We start from the raw sequence: 17040 nt of genomic DNA, 5'->3' as shown, positions 1-17040 counted from the left end.
AGGTAGAAAAAAATCCAAAATTTTAAATCCATCGAATAAAGTGACTTTCTTTGCATAAATAGTAGGTGTATGGAACACACATCAGCGGAGAAACGCTATATTCATGGGTATCAGGAAGTAGAGCAGGAGCGGCTACGGGAGCAGGCTTTGGTGATTGAAAAACCAATTTATGATGCATTGGATTTTTCTTCGGTCACTCATATATTGGAAATCGGCAGTGGCGTAGGGGCACAGACAGAGGTTTTGTTCAGAAGATTCCCTCATTTGCAGATCACAGGAGTAGAGTATGAGGCCAAACAAATCCAAAAAGCTGAATGGAATATGCAGCGTTTGGGTGTGGGGTCAGATAAGGTGAGGTTCATTCAGCAGGATGCCCAAGACTTGGATTTACCCCAGCAATATGATGGAGCATTTATCTGTTGGGTATTGGAACATGTGGAAGAGCCTTTGAAGGTGTTGACTTCTATGAAGCCTTTCCTCAAAGCAGGAGCTCTAGTATCTATTACTGAAGTTTTCAATGCCAGTTTTTATACTTATCCTTTGATCCCTGCTGTGATGCACTATTGGAAAGTATATAATGAGTTTCAAATTTCTCTTGGTGGTAATCCACATGTAGGGGCACAGCTAGGAAATCTTTTGGATCAAGCAGGCTACAAAAACATTCAGTTGCGAGCAGATGGATTTCACTTGGATCGTAGAGACCCAATACAGAAAGATCGGGTTTTTGAGTATTGGAAAAACCTGATGAGCAGTGGAGCACCTTTATTGATTGATGCAGGTGTGCTTAAAGCTGAAGATGTCTTGGCAATGCAGGAGGGTTTAGAGCAATTGAAAGCAAGCGAAGATTCAGTCTTTTATTACAGTTTTATACAAGCTTCTGCTACGGTGTGATGAAAATTCTCAAATTCATTTTTCGTCTCTTGCTGAAAATCACCTTGTGGTTTTTCGGTCTTACTATAGGACTGGTGATCATTTATAAGTTCATAATGGTTCCCATCACGCCATTGATGCTGATTCGCCTGTACGAGCAAGCGAAGGATCCGGCAAAAGAGATGCGTTTATATAAGGACTGGGTTTCTTTGGAAAAAATCTCCAAACATGTGCCTCAAGCGGTGGTTGCAGCCGAAGATCAAAAGTTTATGGATCATAAGGGTTTTGATTTTGAAGCCATGGAGAAAGCTTGGGAAAACAATAAAAAGGGGAAGCGTATAAAAGGTGCCAGCACTATTTCCCAACAGACTGCGAAGAATGTGTTTTTATGGCCTGGAAGAAATCTAGTGAGAAAAGGGCTTGAGGCCTACTTTACCTTCCTGATTGAGGTTATTTGGGGCAAGGAGCGCATCATGGAAGTGTATCTCAATGTAATTGAAATGGGCGAGGGGATTTATGGCATTGAAGCAGCAGCTCAGGCAAATTTCAAAAAGCCCGCAGAAAAGCTGAGTAAAAGTGAAGCAGCCCTGATAGCAGCGGTGTTACCCAATCCCCGTCGTTGGACCCCTGCTAGACCTACCCCTTATATCATAGGAAGAAAAGAGTGGATTATGAGGCAAATGAATAATCTAAATCCTGTGGGAATGGGGAGTTAGTTTTAGATAGCTTTTGCTTTTTTAAAACTTTTCGTTGCCAACTTATTGATCTTATCGAATCGCTCTTTTATAGATGCCAATTCACTGGGTTTTGCCATGACCAAGGTATATGCCTCTTTGAAAGATTTGGCATTTCTTACATCTTTGATGATATCGCTCCATTCATGAAAATTTAAGGTAATTGGATTGTAAGAATGGACGTTGGTAGTCAAACCATAAGTAGGTCTTTCCGCTTCAGGTATAAACGTTCCAAACATTCGGTCCCAAATCATAAATGTGGATCCATAATTCTTGTCCAAATACTTTTTATTGCTCCCATGATGGACCCGATGATGCGAAGGAGTAGTAAATACATATTCGATTACTGCTGGCAATTTTTGGATGTATTCCGTGTGTATCCAAAATTGATACAATACTGCTATTTGATGACAGATAAAGAAAATGATGGGGTCAAAGCCTACCAACACTACAGGTATGAAAAACACTATTTTGATATGCTGAGTCCAACTGAGTCGAAACGCAACAGACCAGTTGTATTTCTCTGAATTGTGATGGGTGACATGGGTGGCCCACCAAAATCGATTCTCGTGTGCTATTCTGTGCGCCCAATATCTCCAAAAATCTATCCAAATGAAACAAAGTACATAGGCCCACCAGGTATGTGGAATCGCCCAAGGGACCAAATTGTAAAAAAACAAGATAATCCCAAAGGTTAAAACTTTGATTCCAGCACTCATGCCTACATTGACCAAACCAATAAAAGTTGCAGCGATGGTATCTTTACTGTCGTAATAGTCTTTTTTCTGTTTGTAGGACAAGAACCATTCTAATGCAACGAGGCCAATCAAGATGGGTGCAGCGTACAAGATGATATTTGGAAGATCTAAACTTAAAATTTGCTCAACTGTGAGTTTTTCTTTGGACATAAACTTAAAGTACAGGTGACTGTGAATATTCTATAAATTACTCATAATTAGACCAATAAGCAAATGTTTTTTGATGGATGCACCTTGTAAAGTTTATCAATGGTTCATTTGATGAAAGTATATTGGAAATATTTCAGAAAGCGTTGCAATTGCTTGGAAAATAACCACTTTCTTGATGCGGAAATATAGTGAGTGAGCTTTATGTAGCTGAAGAAAAGATTAGCTTATACGGCTCCAATTGACCGCATGCTTTTTCTGAGCACGGACTTGTCGGAGTACCATCGCATGCTGCGGTTGAGTTAAATTTGGATCTTCGGTAATCAGTATGCTGGCAGCATCTCTTGCCATTGTCAATATGGGGGCGTCCTTGCTGAGGTCAGCAATTAGCAAATCTGCTACCCCACTTTGTTGCGTACCCATCAAGTCTCCCGGTCCTCGGAGTTTTAAATCTACATCTGCGATTTCAAAACCATCATTTGTACGAACCATGGTTTCCAATCGGATGCGACTGTCCTTGCTGAGTTCGTATTTACTCATCAGGATACAATAGGATTGCTCCGCCCCTCTTCCGACCCGCCCTCTCAATTGATGCAATTGTGATAGTCCAAAACGCTCTGCATTTTCAATCACCATCACCGATGCATTCGGCACATTTACACCCACTTCAATAACGGTAGTTGCCACCATAATTTTGGTTTCTGCCTTGATGAACCGTTGCATTTCAAAGTCCTTATCCGCAGGTTTCATATCTCCATGAACTATAGACACGGGAAATTCCGGAAATGCCCGGCAAATGCTTTCATAGCCATCCATGAGATTTTTCAAATCCATGGTTTCGGACTCCTCGATCAAGGGATACACAATATATACTTGCCTGCCTTCGAGAACTTGCTTTCGGATAAAGCCAAATACTTTCAAGCGATCTTTATCGTATCGGTGCACCGTTTGAATTGGTTTGCGCCCTGCGGGTAACTCATCAATTACAGAAATATCCAAATCTCCATAGAGCGTCATGGCAAGCGTCCGTGGGATAGGTGTGGCAGTCATCACCAATACATGAGGAATATACCGCTCATTTTTGGCCCACAATTTCGCCCGTTGCGCTACCCCAAATCGGTGCTGCTCGTCCACAATGGCCAATCCTAAGTTTTTGAATTGCACAATATCTTCTAGAAGTGCATGGGTACCGATGATGATGTGGAGGTCACCCGATAGCAGCATTTCGTGGATGACTTTGCGGGCAGATTTTTTGGTGGAACCTGTTAATAAGGCAATGTTCAGCCCCATGGTCTCCGCATAGTCTTTCAATCCTTCATAGTGTTGATTGGCCAGGATTTCAGTAGGAGCCATCAGGCAGGCTTGTGCCCCCGAACTAATAGCAATCAAAATGCAGATAAATGCCACCATGGTTTTGCCTGAACCCACATCTCCTTGGATTAATCGGTTCATCTGTTTGCCTGACTTCATGTCTGCAAAGGATTCCCGCACTACCCGCTTCTGTGCTTCCGTCAACTCAAAAGGTAAATGCTCCTTGTAAAATTTTGTCAACAGGTCAGTTTGGTTGAGAATTTGACCTTGGGATTTTTCTGTTCGGGAAAGTTTCAGATGAAGCAATCGTAATTGTACGAAGAAAAACTCCTCAAATTTTAAACGGAAGCGTGCCCTTTTGAGCAAATCTACGCTTGTAGGAAAGTGAATTTGTCGGATAGCATCATTTTTTGCCATCAGATTGAAGCGTTCCAATACACTTTGAGGCAAGCTCTCATGGATCTGTGGATAGGCCAATGGAATCAGTCCCTCCATGATTTTGGAGATACCTTTGGAGTCTAGGAATTTTGCTTTCAGTTTTTCAGTAGTGGAATACACTGGTTGAAAAAAGCTCCGTTCCTCTGCCGTCTGGGTCAATGGCTCGATTTCAGGATGAGCAATGCTGATTTTTCTTCCGTAGCGGTTGGGCTTTCCAAAAAATACCAAGGGAATTCCTTTGACGAGTTTCCGAACCACCCACTGAATGCCTTTAAACCAGGTAAGTTCCAATTCCCCCGTATCATCGTACACGTAAGCCACCAATCGTTTTTTACGTCCATCTCCAATAGTTTCCACGTGACGGATTTGAGCGATGACTTGGACGTTTTCCAAGTCTTCGTGTACATCTTTGATTTTGTAAAACTGCGTGCGGTCCTCGTATCGAAAAGGGTAATGCTGCAAAAATTCCCCATAGGTAAACAGGTTCAGCTCCTTATTGATTAAGGCGCCTTTTTGCGGGCCTACACCCTTGAGGTATTCTATTTTGGTATCGAAAAAACTGGACAAGGAGCGTTAGAGTGGATTGAAGTGGCAAAATAAAAAAAAGCCCTGAAATTAGTGAGTGAAGGATTGGAATATCTAGTCTTTCATAGTAAATTGTATATGTCGTTTTCTATTTCAATTTCATCTTATGAATTATAGTTTTTACTCTAAAAAACTTTCTAAATTATAATCTGAAGTGTCAAGAGTTTAAGAGTATGTAATTCAATTTAAATTAAAGAAAATAATCCATAGCAAAATGAGAATTTTTACATTGAAATATTATCCACCTAGAATCCTTTTTGCCATAGTTTGTGCAATAATTGCAATTATCATTGCAATAAAGGTTAACTTTTTTCAAACTGATAGTTTAAAAGAAGTTATTGTGTACATTTCTACAGCATCAGGATTAATAAGTTTTCTGTTTTACATCTGGAATAAGAAATGTAGTTGGAAGCCATTCTATGGTCTCTTAAATATTCCTTTTATTTCTGGTCGATATGAAGGAGAGCTACAAAGTAGCTTCCGAGAAGATTATGATCCTAAAAAACCATTCATTAAAAAAACCATATGCTTAGAAGTAAGTCAGAATCTGAACGGATTTTATGTTAAAGGGAAAGTATTTGAGCTTGAATCAAAGGAAGTTGAAAGCTCAAGTTTTGAAAGTTTATCACATGATATAGAAGCCAAAGAAAATAACGAATATCTTATTTCTTTTCGCTATAATAATACGGGTAACTATTTTCATGAAGAACACGAAAAATACGGCCTTAACAAACATGATGGTGTTGCAATGTTATATTTGAACCCAAAGGATAAAACATTGATAGGGAACTATTTTAATGACAACTCAGAAAGATCGAGTCATGGGAAATTATCTTTGAAAAAAGTATAGGTGATGAGCGAAGATTACAGCAACCAAAAAAAGGTAGAAGAGAACTTTTCTTCCATCTTTGGCAACAAGGGAATTTTTTCGGCAGTAGGCGAAAAGTCCATTAATAATTTCAGAGCAAAGTTTGTAGAGGGGCAAGAGCAGCAGCCTAATCTTCATTATTTTGCTGTTGGTCATGCGTTTAAAAACATTGATGTTAAACGCATTTTTGATTATCAGTTGGAAGAAGATGAAAAAAGCACCATTCCAACTAAATTTTTAAAACTACAATCGTCGGCTTTTCGATTTGGATTTGTTGATTGTAATATGAAAGTCACAGGTAACAAACTCTATATTTTACTTGATCAAATAAGGAACATTAATGCCCACTTTATACATGAATTTGAATTGATTAGAAAAGAGAATATTGAAAAAAATATAATTGATTTTCTTGAAGAAAGTTTTGAATTGGCATTAATTAATGGAATTTTTTCAAAGAAGTACGGCAAAATCAAAGCTCTAAAGAATGTTGATTTTTTATCAAATGAACAAAAAGATGAGCTCTTGAAATCCATTTTAGAGCAGCTGGATAATGAGATTATTAAATTTTTGAAAGAAAGTTTTTATCAGACGTTATTTACCCAAAAGGAGGAAAAATGGAAAGGTAATAAAGACTATAAGAGAGCCTGTAAAAAATATTTGGAAACCCATTTGACCACAAAAGAGGATTGGATAAATTGGATACTTTATAACAATGTTGAGGACGATATAGAATGGCATCTGAATCCTGGAGGCGATGATTCAGCGAATAACCATACGCATAAGGTTTTGGACATTCGCGCTGGTGAGTATTTGTCTTTCGAAGGATGTTTGTTTTTGATGTCTATGTTTTTATATGCGAACGAGGCCAATTATTTAATTCCGAAACTTAAGGGGTATAAGAAAAATGGTAAAGAAGATTCCCCAAAATTAGAAGTATTCAGATTCTTTGCCAAAAAATTCAAAAGCCAAGATATTGATAGTGAAAATAATGGTTTAGTGAAATTTAGAGATATGGTTCAATATCTTTCTAAGTTCCCTGTCAATTGGAATCAGGATTTAATGACAGACATATATTACATTCATGATTTAAGAACTTTTATTCTCGAAAGAGAAATAGAAAACACATATATATTGGATATTGAAAATCATTTTAGTCATAAACTGGGTAAGAGTGATTACGATAAACAGAAAATTACGATTTCGGAAGACTTTGTTAAATATGCCAAGAACTATTTTAACCCAAATTTTAAATTAGCTTCAAATGAATTTGAAGATGACTTCAAATTAGTCATTGAAAAATCCCCTGAATATTTATCCAACAAAAGGCAACTGGATGATATAAACATACAAATTGAAAAGAAGAAAGAATACAATAAGAAAAGTAAGTTACAAAGATCTAAAAATCAGATAAAAAGTAAAGTTCAGGATTTTGAGAAGGAAAAAGAAAATCTCAGTTCCATTACTCATAAAAGCACAATAAAACTAAAAGAACGTCTGGAAAACAATTTGCTTTTCATTTCTAACGGTCGAAATAATGACCGCTTTATGGATTTTGCTGCTCGTTATTTAGCCGAGGTCAATTATTTTGGGGAGGATGCGGAATTTAAAATGTACGAAAACTATTATACTGAACAGGAATTAGATGCATTAAAGCGAAAAGAAGAAGAACTCAGTAATAAGGAATTTGAAAAATTGCTTTACCATAATGGTAAGTTGGTGCACTTTACAACTTATAAACAGCATTTGAAAAAATACCCAGATTGGGATACACCTTTTGTTGTACAAAATAATGCCATTTTTGTGAAAATAAATGGGCTTGATTATGAGCGTGGTAGCGCTTTCTGTATCCAGCGTGATTTGCTCAACTATTTACTTGAACATGCTTTAACTTTAGAAAACGCAGAAAACAAGGGTAAGGAGCTGCTTCTTGCTTTTCAGCAGGAAAAAGAAATAAAGTTGGATAATGCAAAAATACAACTCAGTCAAGGCGGTAGTATTTCGGCTATTGAGAAAAAAGCATTTAAGAAAATACTTCCTAGGCGCTTAATCCACCAACATTGCCCACCCGAAAAAAGAACGCTCGAAGAACTAACCAGTCTTGAAAAAATATTGGAGGATGCCAAAAATGCTCAAGCTATTTTCGATGCTCAATTGGAACAAGCTACAAAAGAGAATAGAAAAGACCTATTTTTAAAAAAGAACAAAGGGAAACAGTTCAAACTCAAATTTATTTTTAAAGCTTGGCAACTCATGTTTTTCAGAGAACAATATGAGACGAACAAACAAGCCAAGGCTATTCTTGAAAAGCCCAGTCAAAAAAACAGATCCCATGAAATAGGACACCATAAAAGTTTGAACATTACTAGAGACGAATACAATGATTTTTCTAAGTGGTTGTTTGCCATGGACGAAGTGCCTCAATATAAAAAGCAACTTGGAATTTTATTGGAATCTAAAGGTGTTTTACAAAATCCCGAATTGAATAAGATATTTGCTACTGACCATTCGAACAAATACGCAAGTATCAATGATGTGTTCAACGAAACCATAGGACTTTATGAGAGATGGTTGAAGAGCAATACGGAATATACTAAAACAAACAGCTACAGTTTGGCGAATTATTCGAAAATGATGGAGGTAGGGAATATTCACATCAATTTGTCACATTTTATAGCGTTTGCTGAAAATAGAGGAGTAGTTTTAAAGAAAAACGGTAAAATAATCAGACCTCTTACTAGAAATTCAAGATATCTCTTTAATACATTTTATGGGATAGAAGTTGATAATCAGAATTTCAAAAAATTAGAAAAAAAACAACAAAAACTTGTCTTTGTTTTAAGGAAAAAACTATGGAAAAACCATTTGGAGGATTGTCTGCTCTATGAGGTGGCTTTGAGATATTTTACGGATGATAAAGCATTGCGAGCAAAATCCTATAATAATTTGGCTACACTTTTGGTTCAAGACGTTTCAATACCAGTAAAAAATGCTAAATGGTTGGATAGACATGGTAATGAAAAAATAGGTAGTTACCAAGTAATTGTTCCGTTCAAAGATTTAGAGAAATTTGCTCAAATCCAATATTTTGACAAGTCGCTTAGACAATATAGCTTGCTAAAAAACTTACCAGTTTATTTATCAAAAGTTAAGACAAATGAGGAAAAAGTTATGCAGCTTAGAGATATGGAAAATGCTTACAAACGAAATAGAGCAATCACACTTTCACATTTCAGCCTGCTCCACAATCACTTGATAACCCAACAAGGACGCTTTACTTTTTGCATCATGGCAATGGAAGAATATTTTATTTGGAAGCATCGGTTTAGCATTGAGCAACAATCTGATACGTTTAAACCTAAAAATAGAATTGTTATCAATGAAATACCGACGCTTGAGTCGTATTTTGTTGGAAGTAAAATAAGAAACACAGCATTTCACTTTAACTTACCATTAGAGGAAACCTACAAACAAGCGTTTTTGAAGATTGAAGAGCAGTTTATAGCAAGTGAGGTAAAAGCTAATAATTATAAAACCTTGGATAATTGTCCCTCTATGCTAAAGCGAACTATTAAGTCATTTATTGGACAAATGCATGAAGAGGCCAAAATGAACTTTCATCCCAAAATGACTGATAAGCAAAAAGTAATTGAAAGGAAAAAGGCTGAAGATAAAATGTTTGAAGATTTAATTAAATAGATATTTAAATAAAACCGCTCTTTGACATCATGAAGCTTACAATCCAAAAAATGACAATTTTCGTAACAAAATAGAAGAGATTTGCCTGTTTTTAATTGCTGAAAATGGGCTTTACCCTATCATTATTAATGCTTTACAACTATTATGTTGTAACTGCCTTTTGTTTGAAGGGTAAACACAACTTAGCGGGGCCGATTGGTATTGCAGCGGCTGTTGTAACTGCCTTTTGTTTGAAGGGTAAACACAACAACGTACTTTGAATTTGTGTCAGTAATCGAGTTGTAACTGCCTTTTGTTTGAAGGGTAAACACAACATAGCAAAATAGTAGATTTTTTGCCTTGTTGTTGTAACTGCCTTTTGTTTGAAGGGTAAACACAACTAGCGATTTGATTATTTCCATCGCTACTTGGTTGTAACTGCCTTTTGTTTGAAGGGTAAACACAACACACGAGGCACGGCGGAGCGTGTGAAGACAGTTGTAACTGCCTTTTGTTTGAAGGGTAAACACAACTAAATGACTATGAATATTAAACCTATCAGAGTTGTAACTGCCTTTTGTTTGAAGGGTAAACACAACCCCGGCATGGAGGCTACGTGAAAATGAAGGCGTTGTAACTGCCTTTTGTTTGAAGGGTAAACACAACAAGGTATTGCCACTGATTTTGAGTGGTGGAGTTGTAACTGCCTTTTGTTTGAAGGGTAAACACAACGTCTTTGATTTCATTTTTCAGGTTATTGTCGTTGTAACTGCCTTTTGTTTGAAGGGTAAACACAACAATCCATCCGGCTCTAGGTTGTGCCGATTTGTTGTAACTGCCTTTTGTTTGAAGGGTAAACACAACATAGTCACTAGTAGTAACCATAATCCAAATGTTGTAACTGCCTTTTGTTTGAAGGGTAAACACAACGCCCAACTTCTTGGATAGTTTTCTTGAAAGGTTGTAACTGCCTTTTGTTTGAAGGGTAAACACAACTCTTAACTAATGGTTAGGCGTTGTGAAAAAGTTGTAACTGCCTTTTGTTTGAAGGGTAAACACAACTTGATGCTGTTTCTTCAATTATTACTGCTGTTGTAACTGCCTTTTGTTTGAAGGGTAAACACAACGTAGCTCTCGCGAGTTGCTTTGGCCTCGTTGTTGTAACTGCCTTTTGTTTGAAGGATGACTGAACGGTGCTTTAGCAAAATTGCGATTGAGCAATTTAGAGAAGGAACTGGCAAACCCTTTTGCCAGCTAGTACAGTCGTTCTTGAAAGTGATTTGAAGGGTAAACACAACGGCAACCAATCAGGGTTTCTAACCCAAGAAGTTGTAACTGCCTTTTATTTGAAGGGTAAAAACAACTTAATCATACCCAGTGTAATTATGGGTATTTTGTAGCAATACTTGATTGAATCGCAAAAAAACTATTCTTTTAGACTAATTGTGATTATAAAAATTAGTGACAAAAAAAAGACCGACAGAAATTTGTCGGTCTTTTTGTATCTATAAATTCTTTACTTCCCATAAATCTCTTCCAACACCTGTGCTAATCGGATTCCTCCGGCCATCAGGCGCTCTTCCACATGGTGATAATGCTTGTAGATGTATTCATAGCCAATTCTATTATTGGCAGGGATATCGTACATCGCTGGACGGATGGCCACAGCTTCTTTCAACCAGTCCAAAGGAGTTGCTGCTTGGTAACGCTTCAATACGTCTCCGTTGATTCTCTTTTGAAGTTCGGTGGCGATTTCGGTGTAGCTCATTTTTTTGTTTTCGATCAAGTCTGAATCCCAAACCGCATGTATATTCGTTTCTTTATTGAAATAACTTACTTTGACATCGTTTCCACCTCTATCGCCTGGCTTGCCCACATGAAAAGGTTGGTGTAGGTCACCCACGATATGGATCAACATACGCAACTGATCGCGCTCTTCTTCTGGAGTTAGGCCACCTTTTTTCAAGTTTTCTTTCAACTGTAAAAATGCGGAATAGGCATCACCGGTTGGTTCCTGAATGCTTGGATCATATTCTCCTTCCACGGTGGTGACCCAATGCCAAGTATTGGTATAGTTGTAGTTTTTATCCGAGCGGATATTATCCATCCACACGCCTACTCCCGAGATAGATTCTTGCTTCAATACAGCCTCTACTTTTTTGACAGTTTCTTGCTGCATCTGCCATTCAGCAATTTTACCAATCACATAATGTCCAATCGCCCCCCAAGCAAACGAACTCGTCTGAAAGGAAAAAACCATCAGAATGGCCAGCGTCAGGTGTTTTGTTGTTTTCATATATCTTGCTATTAATTTTATTCTCTACGGATTACCACAATATCGAATACTATCCAATATCACCTAGTATCCCCTATTATTTCGCATCAGCGTATTTCCACTTTATTTCGCTTCAGGACCAATATCAAATAATATCTAAATATCAATCAATATCCGTTGTCCACCAATATCAACTATTATTTCAACCGTATTTCGCTTCAGCGTATTTCCATTCATTTCACTTAGTATATTTCAATTCATTCACCGCAATCCAAGCCATCAATCCAGCTCCGATTTCCAAGGCGTCTTCGTCGATGTCGAAAGTTGGGGTATGTACTCCTGAAGTAATCCCCTTAGCTTCGTTACGGGTTCCTAATCTGTAAAAGCAACCATCGATTTCTTGAGTGTAATAGGAGAAATCTTCTGCCGCCATCCAGATATCTAATGGTAATACATTTTCATGTCCAAGGTATTCAATTGCTGCTTCCTCCGCTCTGCTTGTTAAGGCCTCTGCATTTTTCAAGAATGGATATCCTTTTCTCACTTCAAAGTCCACCGTTCCCCCCATACCTTCCACCAAGCCTTTAGCAATGGTAGTCATGTGTTCATGGGCTTTGGCTCTCCATGCTTCATCAAGCGTACGGAAGGTACCTTGTATTTTTACTTCATTCGGGATGATATTGGTTGCTCCCAAAGCCTCTACCCTTCCAAAGGAAAGTACAGAAGGAATTTTAGGAGAAGCATTTCTGCTGATGACTTGTTGCAAAGCAACTATCAAGTGGGAGGCGATCAACACAGGGTCCACTAAGGACTCGGGAATGGCACCATGACCACCTTTTCCTTTGACGGTGATGTATAATTCATCGGCACTTGCCATGTACATACCTTTTCGGAAACCAACTTGACCTACCGGGATCAAGGGCATCACGTGTTGGCCAATAATACCTGCAGGTGTTGGATTTTGAAGGGCTCCATCTTTGATCATCAAGGATGCACCTCCAGGAATCAATTCTTCTCCGGGTTGAAAAATAAGTTTGACCGTGCCTTCAAAATGCTCACGTAAATTGAACAAAATTCTAGCAGTACCCAACAAGGATGAGGTATGCACATCATGCCCACAGGCATGCATGATTCCCTCTTTGGTAGATTTGTAAGGGACCTCGTTTTGCTCATGAATGGGTAAGGCATCCATATCACCACGTAGGGCAATAATTTTTTTGTCTGGATTTTTACCTTGGATGTGTGCAACAAGTCCGGTGTCTGCCTTGGTTTCTATGTCAGTAATTCCAATATCCCGTAACTCCTGCTCTACATAAGAAACAGTCTCAAATTCTTGAAAGGATAATTCGGGATGGGCGTGGAGGTGCCTTCTATGGGCGATAATTGATGCTTTATAGTCTGCCGCCAGTGACTTGATTAGGTCTTTCACCATCATCTATTGGGTCAGGGTTGACATATCCCTCACGCTGGAACCGATCTTGAATGATTCTAGCCATGGGAAATTTTTCTCTTAATTGGTAATAATGCGTTTGCGCCTCAATGCGGTTGAGGAATTTACCCACTTTTAGAAGGTAACGGGGCTGCTGGTATTGTAAATCAGGTTTTAAATCAGGGAATTGTGTGAACAATTCATTCCTCGTTTTAAAGGCTTGCTCACGGTCGACTCCACTGTACACAAGTACGGTGAATCCACTCCAAGTGCGCTCTGATCTGTTTTTATCAATGTTTCGTTGAATGGCTACTGCTAAGTCCCCATCCACAGCTAAACTACCCGAACTAGCGGATGGAACGACTTCGGGCTGGGTCAGTTGGATGTCATCCAAATCTGTAAAAGTGATTCTGTTGACACTGAGGTCTTCTGTATAGGTATCAAAAGGAGAACCTGTGCTCCCTTGCTTTGGGGCAAAGAGGGCACAGGAAGAGGACAAAAATCCCAATCCTAGGATCAGAAAAAGGGATGATTTGTTCATAGTTATCAATTAATCTTCAATGATGATACATTTGCCTGCTTCTACATCTTGCTCTACACTCTTGTACTTTACATCTTTGACAAGCTTGCCATCGGCATATTGTACATTTACCCGGTCATTTCGACCGTACACTTTCTCTGATTTTCTTGGGGCTACCACTTGTGGCGCTGCTGTTCTGTTGGCTACAGCCGCTGCCGCCTGTCTGCCTGCACCAGGATTTAAGCTGCTGCCCACTTCTTCTTTAGAGGCTTTGACCTGTGCTTCTTCTCTTCTTGGTGCTTGTGCTGCACGTACCTGATTCGGGTCTTGGGTAGGCAACTCTGCTCTGGAAAGGAATGAAATCGTATCCTCGTTGAGTTTACCCACGAAGCGCTTGAACATCTCAAATGCTTCAAACTTGTAAATCAATAATGGATCTTTTTGCTCGTATACTGCATTTTGAACAGACTGTTTTAAGTCATCCATATCACGCAGATGCTCTTTCCAGTTTTGATCAATGATGGCTAAGGTCACATTCTTTTCGATTGCACGGATCAAATCTCTGCCATCGTGCTGCAGTGTAGACTCTAGATTGATGACCACACCGATTTGTTTGATACCATCGGTGATCGGTACCATGATTTCTTTTACTGTAGCACCTCTTTGTGCATATACATCTTTCAATACTGGCATGGCTTTTTCCAAAATCCCACTGTTTTTGCGGGTATAGTTTTGGTAAGCAGCATTGAACAACATAGAGGTTAAGGTTGCCGTATCTTTGGTACTGATGTCTGATTCAGAGAATTGGTAATCAATACCCAAGGAGGTAAAGATATTCATGCGAAGGTTTTCCATGTCATCGGTGGTTTTGGCCATATTGACCAAGCCTTCTGACACATCATACATCACATTCAGAATATCTAACTCCAAACGTTCACCTTTCAGTGCATTTCTTCTTCTTTTATATACTACCTCTCTTTGGGAGTTCATGACATCGTCATACTCCAAGAGACGCTTACGGATACCGAAGTTATTTTCTTCAACTTTTCTTTGGGCACGCTCGATGGATTTGGTAATCATGGAGTGTTGGATAACCTCTCCTTCTTCCAAGCCCATTCTGTCCATCAACTTGGCGATTCTATCAGAACCAAACAAACGCATCAAGCTGTCTTCCAAGGAAACAAAGAACTGGGATGAACCCACATCTCCTTGACGACCCGAACGACCTCTCAACTGTCTATCTACCCTTCTGGATTCATGACGCTCGGTACCAATAATGGCTAATCCACCTGCTTTTCTTGACTCAGGAGTCAGCTTAATATCTGTACCACGACCTGCCATGTTGGTAGCGATGGTCACCGTACCTGGTTTACCGGCTTCGGCTACCACATCTGCTTCTCTGGCATGCTGCTTGGCGTTCAATACTTGGTGATTGATTTTTTTGATTGTGAGCATACGGCTCAATACCTCAGAAATCTCCACCGATGTCGTACCTACCAATACCGGACGGCCTTGATTGGTCAATTCCACGATTTCGTCTGCTACAGCATTGAACTTTTCACGGACAGTTTTATATACTTTATCTTCTCGGTCTTGTCTGACAATTGGTTTGTTGGTAGGAATTACTACTACGTCCAATTTGTAGATGGTCCAGAACTCTCCAGCTTCTGTCTCCGCAGTACCCGTCATACCCGCCAATTTGTGGTACATACGGAAGTAGTTTTGCAAGGTGATGGTCGCATAGGTCTGTGTAGCATCTTCTACTTTCACATTTTCCTTCGCTTCCAAAGCTTGGTGTAGGCCATCGGAATACCTACGGCCTTCCATTACCCTACCTGTCTGTTCATCTACGATTTTGATTTTTCCATCGACGATGATGTATTCCGTATCTTTCTCAAACATACAGTAAGCCTTCAAAAGCTGGTTTACTGTGTGGATACGCTGCGCTTTGACAGAGTAATCTTTGATGATTTCCTCTTTGCGGATAAGCTTTTCTTTATCGTCGATATCTGGGTTTTTCTCCATCTCCGCGATGTCTACACCGATGTCGGGAAGGATAAAGAAGTTCGGATTTTCATTTTTTGATGTGATGGATTCAATCCCTCTATCAGTCAGTTCTACACCATTGGTTTTTTCATCAATGGTAAATAATAGCGGTTCATCAGCTTCATGCATGTTCCGCTTATTATCCTGTAAATAGTAATTCTCTGTTTTTTGAAGAATGACACGGATACCTGGCTCAGATAGGTATTTAATCAAAGGCTTGTATTTCGGGATACCTCTGTAAGCTCTGAACAATGCCAATCCACCTTCTTTTTCATTTCCTTCTGCAATCAGTTTCTTAGCGGTAGCCAAGTAACCTTGAATTAACTTTCTTTGCTCTTCCACCAAGGTTGATACCCTTGGCTTCATTTCCATAAATTCATGCTGATCCCCTCTTGGTACAGGACCTGAGATAATCAAAGGCGTACGGGCATCATCAATCAATACGGAGTCAACCTCATCAATCATGGCGAAGTGATGCTTGCCTTGCACCAAATCATTGACATCTCTTGCCATATTATCTCTCAGGTAGTCGAAGCCAAATTCATTATTGGTTCCGTAAACAATATCTGCCTGATAGGCTTTTTTACGCTGATCAGAGTTAGGCTGATACTTGTCGATACAATCCACGGTTAAGCCATGGAATTCAAATAAGGGAGCATTCCATTCGGAGTCCCTTTTGGCCAAGTAATCGTTGACCGTTACGATGTGAACTCCTCGTCCAGAAAGGGCATTGAGGTAAGCAGGTAAAGTGGATACCAAAGTTTTACCCTCACCTGTGGCCATTTCGGCAATTTTTCCTGAATGAAGCACCATACCACCGATCAACTGCACGTCATAGTGAACCATGTCCCATACGACTTCATTGCCTGCTGCCATCCATTTGTTATGCCAAATGGCTTGCTCACCTTGGATTTCCACGTTTGGCTTACGGGCGGCCATCTCCTTATCTTTCAAAGTAGCTTTGACGACCAATTTACCGTTTTCTTTGAATCTCCTCGCAGTTTCTTTTACCACGGCAAAAGCATCTGCCATCACCTTATCCAACACAACTTCCAAGGCAGCATCTCTATCTTTTTCAGTTTTGTCTATCTCGTTGAAAAGGGCATCTTTCTCATGGACTTTTTCCGGGTCAAGCGCATCGATTTGAGCACGTAATTGCTCAATTTTTTCATCAAAGGATTTCAATTCTGCATTGATGATACCCTTGATTTCTGCAGTTTTATCCCGTAGTTGATCATCGCTGAGGCCTTGCAATTTGCTGTAAGCGGCATTGATGATGGCAACTTTAGGCCTCAACTCTTTTATATCTCTATCGGATTTCGTTCCAAAAACTTTGGCCAATCCTTTGGCAATAAATTCTAACATATCTCCTTTTGTATAATTC

Annotated in this window: 10 protein-coding genes and 1 CRISPR repeat array; of the genes, 4 read left to right on the top strand and 6 right to left on the bottom strand. The window is 39.2% G+C overall.

What is annotated here, in order from left to right:
* The first annotated feature begins 69 nt into the window (after nt 1-69).
* Both IE080_RS15250 and mtgA read left to right on the top strand, forming a co-directional pair.
* Nucleotides 70-891: a class I SAM-dependent methyltransferase gene (locus IE080_RS15250; RefSeq protein ID WP_189584522.1), complete on the top strand. Its 822-nt coding sequence runs from the start codon at nt 70-72 to the stop codon at nt 889-891.
* Entirely contained in the window at nt 891-1586 is a 696-nt protein-coding gene (mtgA, locus tag IE080_RS15245) for a monofunctional biosynthetic peptidoglycan transglycosylase (RefSeq protein WP_189584520.1), read from the top strand. Before IE080_RS15250 ends, mtgA begins: the two co-directional genes overlap by 1 nt.
* Nucleotides 1587-1588: 2 nt before the next feature.
* Here the strand turns inward: mtgA and IE080_RS15240 are convergent, their stop codons facing one another.
* Both IE080_RS15240 and recG read right to left on the bottom strand, forming a co-directional pair.
* Nucleotides 1589-2512: a sterol desaturase family protein gene (locus IE080_RS15240; protein ID WP_189584518.1), complete on the bottom strand. Its 924-nt coding sequence runs from the start codon at nt 2510-2512 to the stop codon at nt 1589-1591.
* Nucleotides 2513-2731: 219 nt separating this feature from the next.
* Nucleotides 2732-4825: an ATP-dependent DNA helicase RecG gene (gene recG / locus IE080_RS15235; protein WP_189584515.1), complete on the bottom strand. Its 2094-nt coding sequence runs from the start codon at nt 4823-4825 to the stop codon at nt 2732-2734.
* Between the two features lie 232 nt (nt 4826-5057).
* Here recG and IE080_RS15230 point away from each other — a divergent pair, with 232 nt between their 5' ends.
* Complete coding sequence (locus tag IE080_RS15230; protein WP_189584512.1) at nt 5058-5693, top strand: Cap15 family cyclic dinucleotide receptor domain-containing protein; 636 nt, start codon at nt 5058-5060, stop codon at nt 5691-5693.
* A gap of 3 nt (nt 5694-5696) precedes the next feature.
* Nucleotides 5697-9407, top strand: coding sequence for a hypothetical protein (locus tag IE080_RS15225; RefSeq protein ID WP_189584509.1), 3711 nt, complete (start codon nt 5697-5699; stop codon nt 9405-9407).
* Between the two features lie 146 nt (nt 9408-9553).
* Nucleotides 9554-10513: direct repeats of the CRISPR family, unit length 36 nt; unit sequence GTTGTAACTGCCTTTTGTTTGAAGGGTAAACACAAC.
* Nucleotides 10514-10902: 389 nt separating this feature from the next.
* Here the strand turns inward: IE080_RS15225 and IE080_RS15220 are convergent.
* The 4 genes from IE080_RS15220 to secA form a co-directional block, all read right to left on the bottom strand.
* Nucleotides 10903-11682, bottom strand: coding sequence for a S1/P1 nuclease (locus IE080_RS15220; protein ID WP_189584507.1), 780 nt, complete (start codon nt 11680-11682; stop codon nt 10903-10905).
* A gap of 217 nt (nt 11683-11899) precedes the next feature.
* On the bottom strand, nt 11900-13093 hold the full coding sequence (locus tag IE080_RS15215) for a M20 metallopeptidase family protein (RefSeq protein WP_189584504.1): 1194 nt from the start codon (nt 13091-13093) through the stop codon (nt 11900-11902).
* Nucleotides 13053-13631 carry a hypothetical protein gene (locus tag IE080_RS15210; protein WP_189584498.1) on the bottom strand — a complete coding sequence of 193 codons (579 nt, stop codon included), beginning with the start codon at nt 13629-13631 and terminating at the stop codon, nt 13053-13055. The genes IE080_RS15215 and IE080_RS15210 overlap by 41 nt, the downstream gene beginning before the upstream one ends.
* Before the next feature lie 9 nt (nt 13632-13640).
* Nucleotides 13641-17021, bottom strand: coding sequence for a preprotein translocase subunit SecA (secA, locus tag IE080_RS15205; RefSeq protein WP_189584495.1), 3381 nt, complete (start codon nt 17019-17021; stop codon nt 13641-13643).
* Between the last annotated feature and the right edge of the window lie 19 nt (nt 17022-17040).

The organism is Mongoliitalea lutea (assembly GCF_014652135.1).
GTDB lineage: Bacteria > Bacteroidota > Bacteroidia > Cytophagales > Cyclobacteriaceae > Mongoliitalea > Mongoliitalea lutea.
The sequence above is the reverse complement of the archived record's forward strand: the minus strand, read 5'-3'. Positions and strand labels throughout refer to the sequence as shown.

Bases quoted from the DNA above. Each gene is read 5' to 3' on its own strand.
- IE080_RS15250 (WP_189584522.1), top strand. From the start codon at position 70: ATGGAACACACATCAGCGGAGAAACGCTATATTCATGGGTATCAGGAA.
- mtgA (WP_189584520.1), top strand. From the start codon at position 891: ATGAAAATTCTCAAATTCATTTTTCGTCTCTTGCTGAAAATCACCTTG.
- IE080_RS15240 (WP_189584518.1), bottom strand. From the start codon at position 2,512: ATGTCCAAAGAAAAACTCACAGTTGAGCAAATTTTAAGTTTAGATCTT.
- IE080_RS15230 (WP_189584512.1), top strand. From the start codon at position 5,058: ATGAGAATTTTTACATTGAAATATTATCCACCTAGAATCCTTTTTGCC.
- IE080_RS15225 (WP_189584509.1), top strand. From the start codon at position 5,697: ATGAGCGAAGATTACAGCAACCAAAAAAAGGTAGAAGAGAACTTTTCT.
- IE080_RS15220 (WP_189584507.1), bottom strand. From the start codon at position 11,682: ATGAAAACAACAAAACACCTGACGCTGGCCATTCTGATGGTTTTTTCC.
- IE080_RS15215 (WP_189584504.1), bottom strand. From the start codon at position 13,093: ATGGTGAAAGACCTAATCAAGTCACTGGCGGCAGACTATAAAGCATCA.
- IE080_RS15210 (WP_189584498.1), bottom strand. From the start codon at position 13,631: ATGAACAAATCATCCCTTTTTCTGATCCTAGGATTGGGATTTTTGTCC.
- secA (WP_189584495.1), bottom strand. From the start codon at position 17,021: ATGTTAGAATTTATTGCCAAAGGATTGGCCAAAGTTTTTGGAACGAAA.